This window comes from Mesorhizobium sp. M0276, from assembly GCF_040321755.1.
Taxonomy (GTDB): Bacteria; Pseudomonadota; Alphaproteobacteria; order Rhizobiales; family Rhizobiaceae; genus Mesorhizobium.
The window spans coordinates 1-17,970 of the sequence record NZ_JAMYSC010000065.1; the positions used below are offsets into that span (position 1 = coordinate 1).

General features: G+C 63.8%; 15 protein-coding genes. All 15 read right to left on the reverse strand.

Annotated elements, in window-relative coordinates; all coding sequences use genetic code 11:
- Positions 1 to 169 precede the first annotated feature (169 nt).
- The 15 genes from trbJ to NKJ01_RS31200 all read right to left on the reverse strand — a co-directional run bounded on the left by trbJ (position 170) and on the right by NKJ01_RS31200 (position 17,786).
- Positions 170 to 937 (reverse strand): P-type conjugative transfer protein TrbJ, encoded by a 768-nt coding sequence (trbJ, locus tag NKJ01_RS31130; protein ID WP_352734040.1) that lies wholly within the window; start codon positions 935 to 937, stop codon positions 170 to 172.
- Positions 934 to 3,390, reverse strand: coding sequence for a conjugal transfer protein TrbE (gene trbE / locus NKJ01_RS31135; RefSeq protein WP_352734042.1), 2,457 nt, complete (start codon positions 3,388 to 3,390; stop codon positions 934 to 936). Before trbE ends, trbJ begins: the two co-directional genes overlap by 4 nt.
- Before the next feature lie 22 nt (positions 3,391 to 3,412).
- Entirely contained in the window at positions 3,413 to 3,694 is a 282-nt protein-coding gene (locus tag NKJ01_RS31140; RefSeq protein WP_352734044.1) for a VirB3 family type IV secretion system protein, read from the reverse strand.
- Entirely contained in the window at positions 3,694 to 4,026 is a 333-nt protein-coding gene (locus NKJ01_RS31145; RefSeq protein WP_352734046.1) for a TrbC/VirB2 family type IV secretion system protein, read from the reverse strand. Before NKJ01_RS31145 ends, NKJ01_RS31140 begins: the two co-directional genes overlap by 1 nt.
- Positions 4,023 to 5,006, reverse strand: coding sequence for a P-type conjugative transfer ATPase TrbB (gene trbB, locus NKJ01_RS31150; protein ID WP_352734048.1), 984 nt, complete (start codon positions 5,004 to 5,006; stop codon positions 4,023 to 4,025). Before trbB ends, NKJ01_RS31145 begins: the two co-directional genes overlap by 4 nt.
- Positions 5,007 to 5,176: 170 nt before the next feature.
- Complete coding sequence (locus NKJ01_RS31155; RefSeq protein ID WP_352734050.1) at positions 5,177 to 5,623, reverse strand: ribbon-helix-helix domain-containing protein; 447 nt, start codon at positions 5,621 to 5,623, stop codon at positions 5,177 to 5,179.
- 9 nt (positions 5,624 to 5,632) lie between these two features.
- Positions 5,633 to 7,624, reverse strand: coding sequence for a conjugal transfer protein TraG (locus NKJ01_RS31160; protein WP_352734052.1), 1,992 nt, complete (start codon positions 7,622 to 7,624; stop codon positions 5,633 to 5,635).
- Positions 7,625 to 7,769: 145 nt separating this feature from the next.
- Positions 7,770 to 9,458 (reverse strand): hypothetical protein, encoded by a 1,689-nt coding sequence (locus NKJ01_RS31165; protein ID WP_352734054.1) that lies wholly within the window; start codon positions 9,456 to 9,458, stop codon positions 7,770 to 7,772.
- A gap of 52 nt (positions 9,459 to 9,510) precedes the next feature.
- Positions 9,511 to 9,903, reverse strand: coding sequence for a hypothetical protein (locus tag NKJ01_RS31170; RefSeq protein WP_352734056.1), 393 nt, complete (start codon positions 9,901 to 9,903; stop codon positions 9,511 to 9,513).
- A gap of 471 nt (positions 9,904 to 10,374) precedes the next feature.
- Positions 10,375 to 11,148: an HAD-IIA family hydrolase gene (locus NKJ01_RS31175; protein WP_352734058.1), complete on the reverse strand. Its 774-nt coding sequence runs from the start codon at positions 11,146 to 11,148 to the stop codon at positions 10,375 to 10,377.
- A 360-nt stretch (positions 11,149 to 11,508) separates the two neighbouring features.
- Positions 11,509 to 12,363 carry a carboxylating nicotinate-nucleotide diphosphorylase gene (gene nadC, locus NKJ01_RS31180; RefSeq protein WP_352734083.1) on the reverse strand — a complete coding sequence of 285 codons (855 nt, stop codon included), beginning with the start codon at positions 12,361 to 12,363 and terminating at the stop codon, positions 11,509 to 11,511.
- Positions 12,363 to 13,904 carry an L-aspartate oxidase gene (locus tag NKJ01_RS31185; RefSeq protein ID WP_352734060.1) on the reverse strand — a complete coding sequence of 514 codons (1,542 nt, stop codon included), beginning with the start codon at positions 13,902 to 13,904 and terminating at the stop codon, positions 12,363 to 12,365. The genes nadC and NKJ01_RS31185 overlap by 1 nt, the downstream gene beginning before the upstream one ends.
- Entirely contained in the window at positions 13,901 to 14,875 is a 975-nt protein-coding gene (gene nadA / locus NKJ01_RS31190; protein WP_352734062.1) for a quinolinate synthase NadA, read from the reverse strand. The genes NKJ01_RS31185 and nadA overlap by 4 nt, the downstream gene beginning before the upstream one ends.
- Before the next feature lie 67 nt (positions 14,876 to 14,942).
- Positions 14,943 to 15,914, reverse strand: coding sequence for an NUDIX hydrolase (locus NKJ01_RS31195; protein WP_352734064.1), 972 nt, complete (start codon positions 15,912 to 15,914; stop codon positions 14,943 to 14,945).
- 99 nt (positions 15,915 to 16,013) lie between these two features.
- Complete coding sequence (locus NKJ01_RS31200) at positions 16,014 to 17,786, reverse strand: relaxase/mobilization nuclease domain-containing protein (RefSeq protein ID WP_352734085.1); 1,773 nt, start codon at positions 17,784 to 17,786, stop codon at positions 16,014 to 16,016.
- Positions 17,787 to 17,970: the final 184 nt, after the last annotated feature.

The window sequence follows — 17,970 nt, forward strand, 5'->3', positions numbered from 1 at the left end:
CGCCGCCCCCCCGCGGGGGGCGGGGTGGACGCCGCCCCGCCGCGCGGCGGGGGGGGGGGGGGGCCCCCCCCGTGGCGGGCTCGGGGGGCGGGGGGGCCCCCCCCCCCCCCCCGCGACAAATACGACCGCGCCGAGCCGGGCGAGCATCTTTCCGTCCATGACGCTGCCCTCAGTCGCCGTTCTGGAACATGCGGGCGTTGCCCGGCTGGTAGCCGGCGCCCGGCGTCAGGAAGCGGCGGCGTTGCTCGCGGCCCTGTTCGACGGCCGCGGCCTGCTCGGCCGATTGAAGCGCTTGCGCCCGGCCGTTGGCGGCGACCACGGCAGTCAGGTCGGCGAGTTGCTGTGCCTGGAGACCGAGGAGCTGATTGCCGGCCTGCGCGGCCTGCAGCGCGCCGGTGGCACCCTGGCTCTGCCCGATGAGGGCAGACATCTCGGTTCGATTGGTGTCGATGTTGCCGACGACGCCGGCTTGGACACGCATGGCGTCCTGAAGGCCGCCGACGGTATTCTGCCAACGCTCGCGGGCGCCAGCGATCAACTGCTGGTCCGAGGCCGAGAGCGAGGCACTGCCGTAGGTTGTCTGGAACGCCTGGTCGATCTGCTGGGCGTCGAAGGCGATGTTCTGCGCCTGTGTCAGCAGTTGCTGGGTACGCTGGACCGACTGTTGAAGCTGCTGGAGCGATGAGTAAGGCAGGCTCGCAAGGTTGCGGGCCTGGTTGATCAGCATCTGTGCCTCGTTCTGGAGCGAGGTGATCTGGTTGGTGATCTGTTCCAGTGCGCGAGCAGCCTGAAGGACATTCTGCCCGTAGTTCGTCGGATCGAAAACGATGAGGGCCAGGGCCGGTGTCGTGATCATTGGCGACAAAGAGACGGGTGCGATCAAGAGAGCCGCGGCAAGGCGGGCGGCAAGCGAACGGGAACGGGAACGGGTAGTCATGATTGGGCCTCGTGCTGGGTTTGGGGACTGAGGTTGGCGAGATCGGGGATAAGGTCGGCGGCCCACTCCACGCTGCGGGCCCGTAGCCAGGCGGGCACAAACCCATCCCGGCCGGCCTCTGCGAGGACGCGTTCGATCGCGGCCTGGTCGGCCTTTGACGAGGTCGCTGTGAAGGCGAGCGCCACCTCGCCGAGACCCAGCTCGAACAGACGGTTGCCGCGGCGGCTCTGGCAGTAGTAGTCGCGCTTCGGGGTGGCCCTCGCGAGGATCTCGATCTGGCGGTCGTTCAACCCGAAGCGCCGATAGATCGCCGTGATCTGCGGCTCGATCGCCCGCTCGTTCGGCAATAGCAGGCGCGTCTGGCAGCTCTCGATGATGGCGGGCGCAATCGCGCTGCGGTCGATGTCGGAGAGCGACTGCGTGGCGAAGACGACGCTGGCGTTCTTCTTGCGCAGTGTCTTCAGCCATTCGCGCAGCTGCCCGGCAAATCCCTCATCGTCCAGCGCGAGCCAGCCTTCATCGACGATCAGCAGCGTCGGCCGACCGTCGAGGCGGTCCTCGATGCGGTGGAACAGATAGGAGAGCACTGCCGCCGCCGCACCCGTGCCGATCAGCCCTTCGGTCTCGAAGGCCTGGACGGAAGCCTCGCCGAGCCGTTCCGTCTCGTCGTCGAGCAGCCGACCATACGGGCCGCCGATGCAGTACGACCGAAGGGCCTGCTTCAACGCCGATGATTGCAACAGCACGGAAAGACCCGTCAGGGTGCGTTCCGCCACCGGGGCTGACGCGAGCGAGGTTAGCGCCGACCAGAGATGTTCCTTCACATCCGGGGTGATGACGACGCTCTCGCGCATCAGGATGGCTACGATCCAGTCGGCCGCCCATGCACGCTCTGGAGTGTGATGGATACGGGCGAGCGGCTGAAGTGAGACTGATGCCGCGGCGCCGTCCGTGGGGTCGCCGCCAAGGTCATGCCAGTCGCCTCCCATCGCGAGCGCCGCTGCACGGATTGAGCCGCCGAAGTCGAAGGCAAAGACCTGAGCGCTCTCGTACCGCCGGAACTGCAAGGCCATCAGCGCCAGCAGAACCGACTTGCCGGCGCCGGTCGGCCCGGCGACGAGGGTATGCCCGACGTCCCCGACATGAATTGAAAACCGGAACGGGGTCGAGCCTTCGGTTCTTCCGAAGAGCAGGGGAGGTGCTGCAAGATGCTCGTCCCGTTCCGGCCCCGCCCACACCGCCGAGAGCGGGATCATGTGGGCGAGATTGAGTGTGGAGATCGGTGGCTGCCGGACGTTGGCGTAGACCTGGCCGGGCAAGCTGCCGAGCCAGGCGTCCACCGCGTTGATCGTCTCGGCCATCGCGGTGAAGTCGCGACCCTGGATCACCTTCTCGACAAGGCGCAACTTCTCGTCGGCGACGCGCGGATCGTCGTCCCAGACCGTGACGGTTGCCGTGACATAGGCCTGCCCGATCAGGTCGGAGCCAAGTTCCTGGAGGGCGAGATCGGCGTCGGCCGCCTTGTTGGCGGCATCGCTGTCGACAAGCGTCGACGCCTCATTGGTCATTACCTCCTTGAGGATCGCGGCGATCGACTTGCGCTTGGCGAACCACCGCCGGCGAATCCTGGTCAGCAGCCTCGTCGCATCGGTCTTGTCGAGCATGATCGCGCGTGTCGACCAGCGATACGGGAACGCGAGGCGGTTCAACTCGTCGAGGATGCCGGGTGTGGTCGCGGTCGGAAAGCCGACGATGGTGAGAATGCGCAGATGCGCCTTGCCGAGCCGCGGCTCGAGACCGCCCGTCAGCGGCTGGTCCACCAGCAGCGCGTCGAGATACATCGGGATTTCGGGCACGCGGACGTGGTGGCGCTTTATTGAAACTGTCGAGTGGAGGTAGGTCAGCGTGTCGGCGTCATCGAGCCATATGCTTTCGGGCATGAAGCCTTCGACGAGCTGGAGGATCCGGTCGGTGCGATCGATGAAGCCGCGCAGGATGGCGCGGGGGTCGACGCCGCCTTGCGCCTTGCCCTCGTAGAGCCAGCTCTCTGCGCGCGCGGTGTCCTCGGCCGGCGGCAGATAGAGGAAGGTCAGGTAGTAGCTGGATTCGTAGTGCGCGCCCTCTTCCTCGAAGTCGGCCTTGCGTTCGGCGTCGACGAGGGCGGACGCGGTGTCGGGAAACCGGCTCTCGGGATAGCCTTGCGCCGGCAGCCGGGCGGCTTCGACGAAGATCGCCCAGCCGGAGCCGAGCCGGCGGAATGCATTGTTGAGGCGTCCGGCGACCGCGACCAGTTCGGCGGGCACCGATGATTCAAGATCCGGCCCGCGGAAGCGTGCGGTCCTCTGGAAGGAACCGTCCTTGTTGAGGACGACGCCTTCGCCCACCAGCGCCGCCCAAGGCAAGAAGTCGGCCAGGTGGGAAGACGTGCGGCGATATTCGGCAAGGTTCATCATGGCCGACTCCTGATCCTTCGCTTCAGACGTTCAGATGGCCGGGAATGCGCAGATGCCGGCGCACCACGTCGACGAACATCGGGTCGCGCTTGGCCGCCCAGACGGCGGCGAAATGGCCGATCGCCCAAAGCACGAGGCCCACCAGCCAGAGCCGCAGGCCGAGGCCAAGCGCCGCAGCAAGCGTCCCGTTGAGGATGGCGACAGAACGCGGCGCGCCGCCGAGCAGGATGTGGTCGGTCAGCGCGCGGTGGACGGGAGCGGTGAAGCCCGGAAGGTCGGTGCCTGTGTCGAGGAAGGCCGGCATCAGACAAGCGCCCCGCCGCCGAAGGAGAAGAACGACAGGAAGAAGGAACTGGCCGCGAAGGCGATGCTCAGCCCGAACACGATCTGGATCAGCCTGCGGAAGCCGCCCGAGGTGTCGCCGAACGCGAGCGTCAGGCCGGTGACGATGATGATGATCACCGCCATGATCTTGGCCACAGGCCCTTCGACGGATTCGAGGATCGACTGGAGCGGTGCTTCCCATGGCATCGAGGAACCCGCCGCCTGGGCGCAAGGCGACAGCATCAGCGTGGCGCAGCTGACGAAGGCTGCGGTCGCGATGTGACGGCGGATATTGTGGGCGAGGCGGATCATGGACGGTCTCCTTGGATATCAAATGCTGCGGGGATGATGGCGTAGTCGCCGGTCCGGTCGAGCCCTTCGACACGAGCGAGTTCGGCAAGACGTCGGTGCGAGCCGCGACCGGAAAGCACGGCCACCAGATCGATGGTCTCGGCGATCAGCGCCCGTGGCACTGTGACGACAGCCTCCTGGATGAGTTGGTCCATGCGGCGGAGCGCACCGATGGCGGTTCCAGCGTGAATGGTGCCGATGCCGCCAGGATGCCCCGTGCCCCACGCCTTGAGCAGATCCAGCGCCTCGGCGCCGCGCACCTCGCCGATGGGAATCCGGTCGGGCCGCAGGCGAAGTGACGAGCGCACCAGATCGGAGAGCGAGGCGACGCCATCCTTGGTGCGCAGCGCGACGAGGTTGGGCGCGGCGCATTGCAGCTCGCGCATATCCTCGATCAGCACAACGCGGTCGTCCGTCTTGGCGACTTCGGCCAGCAGCGCGTTGGTCAGCGTGGTCTTGCCGGTCGAGGTGCCGCCAGCGACAAGGATGTTCTTGCGGGTGGCGACCGCCGCGCGGAGCAACTCGGCCTGCTCGGCCGTCATGATGCCGGCGGAAACGTAGTCGCCGAGGGTAAAGACGGCGACGGCGGGCTTGCGGATCGCGAAGGCCGGGGCCGCGACGACCGGCGGCAGAAGGCCCTCGAACCGCTCCCCAGTATCGGGCAGTTCGGCCGAGACGCGCGGCCGACCGGAATGGACCTCGGCGCCGACATGGTGGGCGACGAGGCGCACGATGCGCTCGCCATCGGCAGACGATAGCCGCTCACCTGTGTCGGCGAGCCCGTGCGAAAGACGGTCGATCCAGAGCCGCCCGTCGGGGTTGAGCATCACCTCGACGATTTCAGGGTCTTCCAGAAACCCCGCTATCGCCGATCCGAGGGCCGTGCGCAGCATGCGAGCGCCACGGCTGAACGCCTCAGACTGCTGGTAGGAAATCGCCATGTCTTCCCCTTTTGCCAAAGGACCGCAAAGGCGGCTGTGGCTCGGGGATGATCAGAAAGAGCAAGAATTGGTGTCTGGCAACAACAACAATGTGGCGTCGAAGCCTGGCGTACAGAGACAGGGAAATGGCGGGACGTCCGATTGCTTGGTATCGCCTCCGCGACGAGCATTCAGCCGTCTTTGTTCGATTCCATGGTATCTTCGGCCGACGTAACACCGCCGATATCGTCGGGAATTTCCCTGAGAAAACTCTGTCCCTTCTGCAGGCGCCGGCCCAGCGCTTCGATGAACCCCTCGAACCGCTCGCGCCCCTTGGTTTGGGCGGCCGCCTGTGCGTCGGGAGGCAGCGGCGGTGTAATCGTCAACCAGAAACGGACGAACAGCGCCAGGGTTTCCGCGGTGATGCCGAGATCGCGCTCCATGCGCTGAACCTGTCGCGAGAGCCGGTCGAGGCGGCGGGTAAATGCCGCCTCGCGCCGGTCGGCGCCGTCCGGCGACAGAAAGGAGGCGACGGCGGCCTCGACGATCGCCGAGCGGGAGAGTTTCTTGCGATCGGCAAGCTCGGTGATCTGCCTCAGCATCTGAGGCGGAAAATAGACGTTCATCCGGTCGCGCATGACTGAGCCTCACATCTCGATGCCGTCGTTGGGATCGAGCGCGACCTGGCGGGCGACCCCGCGCATTTGCTGGCGCAGAATGCGGCTCTGCCGGGCGGCGTCCTCCGGCTCATGGTCGTCGATGATGGCGAACTCTTCCTGCGGCCTCAGTCCGCTGTTCTCCTTGGCGATGGCGACGTGATCGGGCAGTTCGGGTTCGCGGCGCACGCCACCATTGGCCGCGTCCTGCTCGGCCTTCTCCGCCCCGGCCGAGCGCGCGGGGCAAGGCTTCTGCGGGGCAAGCGCCGACCAGTCGTCCTTGCGTGCTGACCGACCGCTCTTGGCGGGATGCGGGGGCGGCAGGACGCGCTCCCTGAATCGCCCGTCCTCGTAGTAGCGGGCCTTCTTCGCGCGGATCGGCGGGGTGCCCGCCACCATGACGATCTCGTCGCTGGACGGGAGCTGCATTGCCTCGCCGGGGGTGAGCAAGGGCCTCGCCGTTTCCGCGCGCGAGACCATGAGATGCCCGAGCCAGGGCGACAGCCGGTGCCCGGCGTAGTTCCTCATCGCCTTCATTTCGGTGGCGGTGCCAAGAGCGTCCGACACGCGCTTCGCCGTCCTCTCGTCATTGGTCGCGAAGCTCACCCGGACATGGCAGTTGTCGAGGATCGAGTTATTAGCGCCATATGCCTTCTCGATCTGATTGAGCGATTGGGCGATGAGGAAGGCTTTCAGTCCGTACCCCGCCATGAAGGCAAGGGCGCTCTCGAAGAAATCCAGCCGGCCAAGCGCAGGAAACTCGTCGAGCATCATCAGGACGCGGTGGCGGCGGTCCTTAGCATGAAGATCTTCGGTCAGGCGCCGCCCGATTTGATTGAGCACCAGGCGGATGAGCGGCTTTGTGCGCGAGATGTCGGACGGCGGCACGACGAGGTAGAGGGTCGCCGGTTTGGGATCGGCGACGATGTCGGCGATCCGCCAGTCGCAGCGGCTCGTCACCTCGGCAACGACGGGATCGCGATAGAGGCCGAGAAATGACATAGCGGTGGAGAGCACGCCGGACCGTTCGTTGTCGGATTTGTTCAGCAGCTCACGCGCCGTCGAGGCGACGACGGGATGCGGACCGGCTTCTCCGAGATGCGGCGTTGTCATCATCGCAGCCAGTGTGGTTTCGATTGGCCGCTTAGGGTCTGACAGGAATCCAGCGACGCCGGCCAGCGTCTTGTCGGGCTCGGCGTAGAGGACATGCAGGATCGCTCCGACCAGAAGAGAGTGGCTGGTCTTCTCCCAATGATTCCGCTTCTCAAGCGACCCCTCGGGATCGACCAGCACGTCGGCGACATTCTGGACGTCGCGCACCTCCCACTCGCCACACCGCACCTCGAGGAGCGGGTTGTAGGCGGAGGACCTCGCGTTCGTGGGATCGAAGAGCAGCACCCGCCCATGCTTGGCTCGAAAGCCTGCCGTGAGCTGCCAGTTCTCGCCTTTGATATCGTGGACGATCGCCGAGCCCGGCCAGGTCAGGAGCGACGGCGCGACCAGACCGACGCCTTTGCCGCTGCGCGTGGGCGCGAAGCACAGCACATGCTCCGGTCCATCGTGACGGAGATAGTCGCGATCGAGCTTGCCGAGCACCACGCCGTCAGGGCCGAGCAGCCCGGCGGACTTGACCTCATTCGGTTTCGCCCAGCGCGCCGAGCCGTAGGTCTCGACATTCTTCGCCTCGCGCGCTCGCCAGACCGACAGGCCGATCGCTACGGCGATGGCCATGAAGCCGCCAGAGGCCGCGATGAATGCGCCCTCGACGAAGATCGGTGGCGCGTAGGCGTCGTAGAAGTACCACCACGCGAAGAATGACGGCGGATGGTAAAATGGGACGCCCGCCAGCTCGAACCATGGCGCGCCGAGTTGCGGCTGGAAGCCGAGCCTCCACGCCGTCCACTGCGTTGCGGCCCATGTCGTGGCCAGCACGATCAGGAAGACGATCGTGATCTGGCCCCAGAGGATTTTCGTGGCGGACAAATGCAGGTTCCTCGACAGCAAATGCTATCAAGGTCGGCGGCCATTGATTGGAATTGCAAGGGGTACGGTCCGTGGGTCGCAGTCCGGGCGCCAGTAGAGAGTCAATACAGGAGAAAGTGCAGGGGTGACGACTCGTCTTGCGAGCCTACCAACCTACGATTGCGTATTGACCGGGATGGTGTGCGGGATCGAACAACCACGCGAGTGTCGCCATGCTACATCCGTTGTCGTGACGCGCGACCTGTTTGAGATCTGGGTCGATTGGCAGGCCTGAGTCGTCAGAAGGTACCGTCTCGGTCTCGGTTGTCCCAACTTTGCTGATCGGAACTCCAGTGTTCGTTGGCACCTCGCACGCTTCGGTTGGGGCGGCCAGGTTTAGCATGTCATCTACGGCTGTCTGCGAAAGTTTCCAGCCCAGCGGAAGTCGAAGTGCATCTGCCGGAAGGGCGTTTTCAAAATATCCAGAGTCTGCATCGTTGCCGCCGGCGAAGGTAGGATCGTCAAATCCCCCAAAATAAGCCTCAGCTCTGGCTAAAGCGATAACACCACGGGCCGAACGCGCGGCAAGCATGGTCGACAACGGATCCGCAATGAGCGACTGCGAAGGGTCTGGAGTGTCGCCATATACGTAGCCTGGTTTGTTCTCCACTAGGCCGGCGATCGGCACGTACGCGAGAAAAATGTAACTGTTGCAGCCCTGCCAATCGACAGGTGTGTCGAACTTAGTGAGGACGTAGAGCTGGCATTTGCAGGCGTCACCACCGGTCACCTGATAGGTGCAACCCGCCGTCTGTGTTTGCGCAGCCAGTCCCCTTATCTGCTGCACAATCTCCAGTGCGGTGTCGGCGCCTGAATTCTCGTAGTATCCCCCATCCGCGAGCACGCGGAAGGAATTGTCACTCACTTGAAGGCGGGCCGAATCCGTCACCCATGGAAAGCGTGCGCTGATCACGGCTGCAGTGGCAGTACCAATATCGCGAGCAGAAACAATATTGCCCGATGGGAAGGACTCAGCTGTCTCTGCGCCAAGGTTGTCGAGTGCACTGAATACGAATCTGTTTCCATCGTTGACATTCGTCGACACGAACACGAGGACGGGCCTGTTTTCCTTAGGCGACCAACTCGCTCTCAAAGGCGCGGAGAGGAATTCGTTGCCTGGCAAGGTCGTCAGGACGGCGTCAGTCAATGCCGTACCACTGTCGGTGAAGACCTGGCGTCCTGGGATAAGAAAGTCGGCGGTTCCGACGATCAACAAGTTGGCGAAAACAGGTGATAGCAAGTCGGTAGTGACCGGGGCCGTAGGGATAGATACGGTTCTTCTGTGGCAGGGTTTTAGAACAGTATTCTCTTTGTTGGCATCCAACGAGGCCGAAAAGAGCAGCTGGCCAATTGAACCGCCCGAAACGCCGACCGACGCGAACAGATGCTGGGCGAAGTTGGGGCAAACCCCCTGCATTGCGCTCAGGGCGAGATATGCGTGCGCAGCCGCATACATGCCGCCACCTTCAGCTGAGCTTATGATGACTGGATAGGGATGACGCGCCTTGCGATAGGCATCGAGGTCCCCTCTTGCATTTAGCCATTGATAGAGACCATCGAGCGTCGCGTATGCCGGATGCTGGGCATAGAGCGCCGGATCGAAGAGAGGCACTGCGCGTTGTGGACCGCCCAAGAAACTCGCGACCACGCAGACGACCAAATAGCTTGCGGAAAGCTTAGGGTATGTCGCGGCAAATGACGCTAACATTCCCAACAGGCCGACGGCGACTGACAGAGTCGCCAGTGGTCCGATAGTCGCGGGGAAGGCAACCGGCATGAAGGAGAGCAGGGTCACGGCTGCGGCTAAGAGACCGAGGGGAACTACCGTTACCAACAAACGCACAACCCTAGCTCTTGCCATAAATATCGGGATGGCCAAATGAGCCGCACAGAACCCAAACACCAAGGCAGGCCGGCACCATGAACCACATCGTTTCCGGAGCGGATCGCCCAATGATAGCGCCCAGCGCGATCATCGGCATGTTGACGATGAAAGCGTCGACCACGCGGTGGGTCTGACCTCGCATACCGATCGCCGCGAGTTGCAGCAAAGCCGTGAGTACGACAGGTGCGAGAAAAGCGATCCATTGGAGCAGTGAACCCTCCGTCCGGGCGGCAACGACGACGTCCGTCAATTGTGGAGGGGACACCCAGTACAGGATGCCATAAACGGCACCCACAGCTATTGAGGGAAGCCGCAAAGCGATATTCGAAAAGGCCTTCGCATTTTCGACGTCCATCGTTTCCCCCAGCTCCGTGCCGCTTGAGAGCGAAGCCGGATCGTTCACAACAACCCCGCAGAGTCCTCCTGCGACAGCTTGTGCAAGAGCATTTGCAGTTCTTCGGCCCCGTTTCCGGGCGCTCTTAATCGTTTCCCGTCGGTACTGCGGTCAACGTCGAGCGATAGTCGTTGATGTTCGAGAAGAGCCCCTGGTTGCAGCACTAGAGAGCATATACAGGAAAAAGAGCAGGCGGGCGACGGCGGCGGGCCACCCTAATTCCGTCATCCGACGGCGAAGACAGTGGAACGCTTGCACTTATGAAGCGTCCCGTTTGGTGGTCGATAAGACGTCGCTTTTCAGCACCAAATCAGCAGGGCACCTTCCGCGTCGGCGAGACGTCTTGAGCGTGCCTATCTCCTATAGTAGTCGTGGCTGCATTCGTTTGCGACGTTGGTGGCGGCAGTCATCCCGCGCGGTCCCTTGGGAGTGTCATTCCATCATGACGACCTGGCCTAGATCGGCGAGGCGCTCGATGACGTGATCCGGTCTGAATGGAAACCGCTCCATGTCAGCCCGTGTGCTCACACCAGTAAGTACAAGCGCTGTCTTCAGGCCCGATTCCAATCCCGCGACCACGTCCGTATCCATCCTGTCCCCGACCAGAATCGTATCGACCGCACTAACTCCTAGCCGGTCAAGCGCGCTTCGCATCATGAATGGGTTCGGCTTGCCTACGAAATAGGGCTGACGGCCGGTGGCCTTTTCGATCAGGGCTGCGACCGCGCCGCAGGCCGGATGGAAGCCCCGCTCTGTCGGACCGGTGGCATCCGGATTGGTGGCGAGAAACCATGCGCCCTTTGCCACAAGCTCAGCACCGACGGCGATCTGCTCATAGTGGTACGAAGTGGTGTCGCCGAGGATCACGAAATCTGGGGCAAACTGCGTGATCCGGCAGCCGGCGCGCCGCAGGGCCTCGACTAGGCCGTGGTCGCCGATGACGTATGCGGATGATCCCGGCTTTTGCAACTCGACGAACCGCGCGGTAGCCAGTGCCGACGTGTAGATATGTTCAGGGGTTACGGGGAAGCCAACCGCTCTGAGACGCTCGGCATGATCGTCCGGCGTAAAGCGAGAGTTGTTAGTGAAGATTTGAAACGGCTTGCCGGTGGCGACCAGCGCAGCGACATAGTCGATCGAGCCTTCAATCGGTTGGCCGCCGCGGACTAGAACCCCGTCCATGTCGAGAAGGTGCGCTATGATCATCGTATTTCAACCATCGATGCCTTTGGGTGGATGCGCGGCTTGAGCATGTGCTGTCTCACGCGCGCGGTAAGTCGCAAGAGTGCCGGCAAAATACCCAATGAGAACGATGTGGGAAGGGCACCCAATCGCTCATGCGGTAATAGGACGTCGCAGCGTGAAAAAGGGCCGACATAGTACGGTCGCCGGGCCCACCGGCCCAGTCGTTGCGTGGATGCTTGCGCACATGCGTCGTGTGTCGGCGATAGACAGACCGCGATCGGTCAACTCCTGTCATCCAGCACTCTTGAAGGGTCTGTTCCACTGGCGACAGTGAATGGCGGGGTTGGAGGCCAGACGACTGCCGATACTCAGACCCGACGATCAAAGCTCACGGTAGTCGAGACCGATATCAAGGATCGGCGCGCTGTGGGTCAACCAGCCGATGGAGATAAGATCGACACCGGTCGCCGCGATGGCTGGGGCCGACGCTTCGGTGATCCTGCCCGACGCTTCGGTGATCGCCCGGCCGGCAACCATGGCCACCGCCTGGCGAAGCGCGTCGACCGACATGTTGTCGAGCAGGACGGCGTCGGGGGCGAGAGCCAGGACCTCTTCCAACTGGGTCAGCGTATCGACCTCAACTTCGATCTTGACGAGATGACCGACGCTGCTTCGCGCCCGCTCGATTGCGGTGCGAATGCTGCCGGCGATGGCGATGTGGTTGTCTTTGATCAGGATGGCATCGTCAAGGCCGAAGCGATGGTTGGAGCCGCCACCGGCGCGCACGGCATATTTTTCGACGGCTCGTAGACCGGGCGTCGTCTTGCGCGTGCAGACGATCTTTGCGCCATGGCCGCGGACCGCCGCGCCGACCGATGCCGTTGCCGTGGCGATGCCGCTCAAATGGCAGAGGAAATTGAGTGCCGTCCGCTCCGCCGTGAGTATGGCCCGGGCCGGACCGCTCACCGACGCGATGATTTCTCCTTGCGCAATTTCGCTGCCGTCCGCACGACGCACGGTCATTTCGACGTCAGGATCGATGAGCCGAAAGGCGAGCGTCGCCAGATCGAGCCCGGCGACAGTTCCGGCCTGGCGCGCTGTCAGCACGGTTGTCGTATGATGGTCCTTCGGTACAACGGCGTTCGACGTCAGGTCGCCGCCCCTGCCGAGATCTTCGAGAAGAGCTGCCCGCACCAGGGGTTCGAGCATGATTGCGGGGAGTGGCGACAGGTTCATCATGAGACGCTTTCCGGCGTTGGGGAGGACGCAAGTTCCCGCGCTGCGGCCACGGCCGTGTCGAGCGTGATTTGGGAGCGGCGGGCGCCGGCCGCATGATGCGGAAAGTCCGTCCGGAAATGGGCCCCGCGGCTTTCCCGCCGCTGCAAGGCGGCAATCGCGATCATCAGCCCGACGGCGGCGGAATCGGACGCCGTGTCGTGCCGCTGGAACAGCAGCAACAAGGCCCGCGCGGCCTCTTTTAGTCCTTCGCCATCACGCGTTACGCCGAGGGCATGTGACAGCAGAGGGCGCACAGGCCTTGGATCTGGCGGGGGCAGGTCAGAGGCCATCGCTGGCTTTCCACGGTGCTGAGGCGAAGCGGCTACACTCTCGGCAACCCAGCGCGCGCAAACAACGGCTTCGGTCAGCGAGTTGCTGGCAAGCCGGTTGGCGCCGTGCAGCCCGGTCGACGCGACTTCGCCGCAAGCCCAAAGTCCCTGAACCGATGTTCGCCCGGCCAGATCCACGGCGACACCACCCATGTGGTAATGCTGGGCCGGCCGGATGGGAATGAGGTCATGGGCCGGATCGATGCCGGCCTTGTTGCAGGCTGACGCGATCGTTGGAAACTGCTGCGCGAATGTCGCGCCTGGCTTTTTGCGCACGTCGAGGAAGACGCGATGGCCGTCGGCAAGATGTCTCCAGACCGCGCGCGCGACGATGTCGCGTGGTGCGAGTTCCGCACCTCGCACGCCGTGGAGGAAACGTCGGCCTGTCTCGTCGACGATCGTTGCGCCTTCGCCGCGAACCGCCTCGCTGATGAGCGGCATCGGACGGCCCGGCCCGTCAAGCGCGGTCGGATGGAACTGGATGAACTCCAGGTCGGCTAGGGTTGCGCCCGCGCGTGCTGCGAGCGCCAGGCCGTGTCCGCAACTGCCCAGCGGGTTGGTTGAGTCATGGAATAGCCCGCCGATTCCGCCGGTGGCGAGAATGACCCGTACGGTGGCGAGGAATACCGGACCTGTCGAACATCTCGCCAGCACGCCGGTGACCCTGCCGTCCTCCACCGCCAACCGGCGTGCTTCGATGTCCTCGACGACTGCAATTGTCGGCGTGGAGCGCACCGCGGCAACAAGCCCGCGCATGACTTCCCGTCCGCTGCCGTCACCTCCGGCATGTACGATGCGCCGCCGGCTGTGCGCGGCTTCCAACCCGAGAGTCAGCGCTCCTTCGGGTGTCCGATCAAAGCGAACCCCAAGGCGCGCCAGATCCTCGATCGGGCCCGGCGCCGCGTACACGATGCGCCTTGCTGCATCCGCGTCGCAAAGGCCGTCGCCTGCGGCGAGCGTATCGGAAAGGTGAAGCGCCGGGTCATCATCGTCGCCCAGGCTAGCGGCCAGCCCGCCCTGCGCCCACGCGCTCGACACATCGGCGCCAAGCAGCGATCTCGACAGGAGAAGCACCGGCTCAGGCGCCAGGTGCAGCGCGGTCATCAGTCCGGCTATGCCGCCGCCGATGATCACCGGCCGCCCGGCGAGATCTTGGACGTCCACGCTCATACCGCCAGCATCCGCTCGACAGCCAGCCGCGCGCGCCCCGCGATCTCCGGCTCGATGGTCACCACATGGCGGTTCTGTTCGAGCGCTGAACGGATGTTGGCGAGCGTTATCCGCTTCATATGCGGGCACAAATTGCAGGGCCGGATGAACTCGACCTCGGGATGCTCGACCGCGACATTGTCGCTCATGGAGCATTCCGTCATCAGCACGACGCGGGGTGGTTTTTGCCTTCCGACATAATCCGACATGGCGGCGGTCGAACCGGAGAAATCGGCTTCGGCCACCACTTCCGGCGGGCACTCGGGATGCGCCAGCACCGTCACTCCCGGATGACTTTCGCGCAAGTCCCTGATATCGGCCGGCGTGAAGCGCTCATGCACCTCGCAATGCCCTTTCCAGGCGATGATCTGCACGTCGGTCTGGGCGGCGATGTTCTGGGCAAGATATTCGTCCGGCAGCATGATCACACTGGGAACACCCAGCGACTCCACGACGCTCTTCGCATTGCCGGAGGTACAGCAGATATCGGACTCGGCCTTCACCTCGGCTGATGTGTTGACATAGGTGACAACAGGCACGCCCGGATAACGCTGCCGCAGCAGGCGGATGTCCTCGGCGGTAATGGAGTCCGCCAGCGAACAGCCTGCCCTGAGGTCGGGGATCAGCACCGTCTTTTGCGGGTTGAGCAGCTTCGCCGTCTCGGCCATGAAATGCACGCCGGCCAGCACAATGACATCCGCTTCAGTCGATACCGCCTTGCGGGCAAGCGCCAGGCTGTCGCCAACGATGTCGGCGACACAGTGGTATATCTCCGGCGTCTGATAGTTATGCGCCAGGATGACGGCGTTTCGCCGCCGTTTCAGATCGAGAATGGCGTCGATATCATCGGCGAATGCCGGCCACTCGATCGGTGGGATGACCCGTCGCACCCGATCATAGAGCGAAGCAGCGGTTGGCAGCCAAGTGGACATCAGGGCTCCTAGTTATTCTCACTATGAGTATATTTATGGCATATACTCACTCTGAGAATAAATGGAGTCAACTCCGCGACAGTGGCAATTTCGTCCCGGCGACCGCCCGCTCGTCGAGGACAGCGTGACGAAAACGGAAGAGCTTGGCAGGCCGTCCCACGGTATCGGCTGTCGTCTCCCCCGCTTCCTCGACAAGATCCTGCTGCTCGATGAGCCGCCGGAAATTTGACTTGTGGATCAGCCTCCCGGCAAGCGCTTCAACGGTGCGCTGCAATTGCAGCAGCGTGAATGTGGGCGGCATCAGCTCGAACACCACAGGGCGGTATTTGATCTTGGTTCGAAGCCTGGCGATCCCCGTTGCCAGAATGCGGCGGTGATCGGCAATCATTGGCTGACCGGAAATGGCCACTGAACTGCCGCTGTCACGGGCGCGTGTGGCTTCGGCCACAAGCGCTGCTTCATGGAGCAGTTCGTATCGCTGCAGGACAAGTTCCTCGTTCCAGCCCCGATCATCCAGGCCGAAGGCATAGGCCACGCGCTGCCGGCGATCACGGCGCATGTTGATATCTTCGGCTCCGTCGGCCCAGGCCAAAAGTCTGGGCACGAGGATATCGGCCAGGATGGGTGGCACGCCCGCGCGGTGATCTTCCCATGGAAAATAGTCGTACCAGCTTCGCCAGCCGTGCACTCCAGACCCTTCGGCCTGCTCTTCGCGCGTCAGGCCGAGATAGCTGATCGAGATCACCCGTTGCACATGCTCTTCGCCGATCCGATCACGGTCGGCGAACGTGTAGAGCTGTTCGATATAACCCAGGGGATGGCCGGTCTGCCGTTCCACCCATGCTCTCAAACCCGACTGCAATGAACGATGGCCGAGTTCAAACGGACCCGACGGCAAAGCACTTGCCTGGCCAACGGTGAGCACGCGTGGCTTGCCATCAGTGACGGCAATCACAACGGCGATCAGATCTGCGCTGACCGCCTGGCTTCGCTCGCTTCTTCCGGTCTGTTTCTTCGCCAGTGTTGTCTTGTCTTGCATAGGGGTTTGAAGGAACTCCGATTATCAAGTCGCCCCGAGAGGACCAACCTGAGCGAAGGGTGGACCGCCGCCTGCCGCCCGTCAACGTTCCGCGCGGCACTAGAGTCCCAAAGCACGTTTCCGGCCGAAGCTCCATTCAATGCCGCCTCCATCCCTGACGACGCCGGCGATGGTCTGACCAAGATTTCTTTCGAGCGGAGGCGACCACGGCACGAGCTGGAAGCCAAGCCCGCTATCGATCATCGCGAAGCGGCCAGACGTGAGCGTGAGGCGCTGGCGATAGACTCCGGCGACATGCTCACCTGTGGCCGCCTTCATATGCGGCAGGCCGGTTTCGGCCGAGAGCCGCGCGGCGGTGGCATCCAACTCTCGACGGCTCAGCGTATTGAGGAGGTCGCGCTGCAGGATGACGCGCCGGCCCTGTCGGTGGGCAAGCCCTTCCGCCGCGAGATGGTCCGCGCGGGCCGTCATGGCGTCACGGACCTCGCGCCCGAACCCGCCCATCGCGAGCGGCATCGGTTCGCGCTCGACCAGCCGATGATCCAGCCATGTCGCGCCCGGCGCGGTGATCTGGCGATTCAGGTCGAAGTCAGAGCGATTGGCGAGCAGGAGCGTCGGCCGTTCATCCTCCGGTCTGCCAAAGCGACGCACCTCGACGATGCCGCCGATCGGCGGTGAGTGCTCGAACGCCTCGACGCCCAGGAAGCGGACGTGGTGCGCGCGACCGTCGGTGCCGTCGATCACGGCGTAGGCTTCGCCGGTCAGTTCGTTCTGAAGGCCCTTGTCCACAAGCCGGCCGATGATGGGCGCGCCTGTCGCGCCAGCGTGGATCACATAGTCGGCGATGCCGCGATCCTGCGCGCGTTCGGTAAAGGCGCGGTGCATCGTCTTGATGATATCACCGCGCATGCCGAGATCCCGGAGCCAGCGCTCGGCCTCTAGGCCTACCATCCATTCGCCGGTACCGACCGTGGTGGCGAGGCCCATCTTCTCCAGATGCTGGACCCGGCCGATCATCAGGCGACGGCTTTCGGGATCGGCGGTGCCGATCGCTTGCGGCCGCAGGTCGATGTACCCGGTCTCGTCGGCGGCGATGCGGATTTCCACATCGAGCCGCGTCCAGCGCTCGGCGGTGATCTCCTTCTCCAGGGCATCGCGGATTTCGTGCTCAGGTCGTGGACCGAGTTCGATCGACACCAATTCTTCGGCGCGGGAGCGCAGGCCACGGCTGATATAGTCGCGCGAGATCACGAGGTCCGCGCCGGTGTCGTCAACCCCACGCACGAGCAGATGGACGTGGGGGTTGTCGGTGTTCCAGTGATCGACGGCGACCCAGTCGAGCCGGGATCCGAGATCCGCTTCCATCTGCTTTGCAACGTCGCGCGTGAAGGCGCGCAGGTCCGTCATCTCGCCGGCGTCCTCGGGCGAGACGATGAAACGGAAATGGTGGCGGTCGTCCTTGGATCGCTCGGCGAAGGCTACGTCATTGGCGCGGTCGCTGCCGGCGTCGAACATCACTGCCTTCTCGCCGTCGCGGGTCACGCCGTCGCGCTTCAGATAGGACAGATGTGCGGACATAGGGGCGGAGCGAAACGCCTTGACCGAATGCCGGGCAATCCGCGCCGCAACGACGACACGTCGGCTAGAGGAGAAGAGCCGGTTCCGGCTGAAGTTGATCCGGCCACGTCCGAAGCTGGAGCGGCCCAGAACGGGCGAACGGCCGCTCCTCGGCGCCGACCTGGACGCGCCATCGGTGTGGCCGGCCCGCTTGGCGGCCCGCAGCACCTGGTTGACGAAGCTCTTCGCCTTCGGCACGCGTGTGCCGCGGATGCGTCCTGGCCGGACGCGAAAGTCGCTGTCGCCCTCGCTCATTGCCAACTCACCAATGAAGGTAGTAGACGAGCAGTGCCGAAAATGCCGTTGAAATCGTTGACAAAATCCCCAAGCGCGGCACACGCTCCGACCGACAGGCACGCCGGAAGACAAGCCATATCAATGGCTTGGCTGACGACCGGCGAGCCCCTTTTATCTTGCCGTCCTAAGCTCCTGTTTCCTC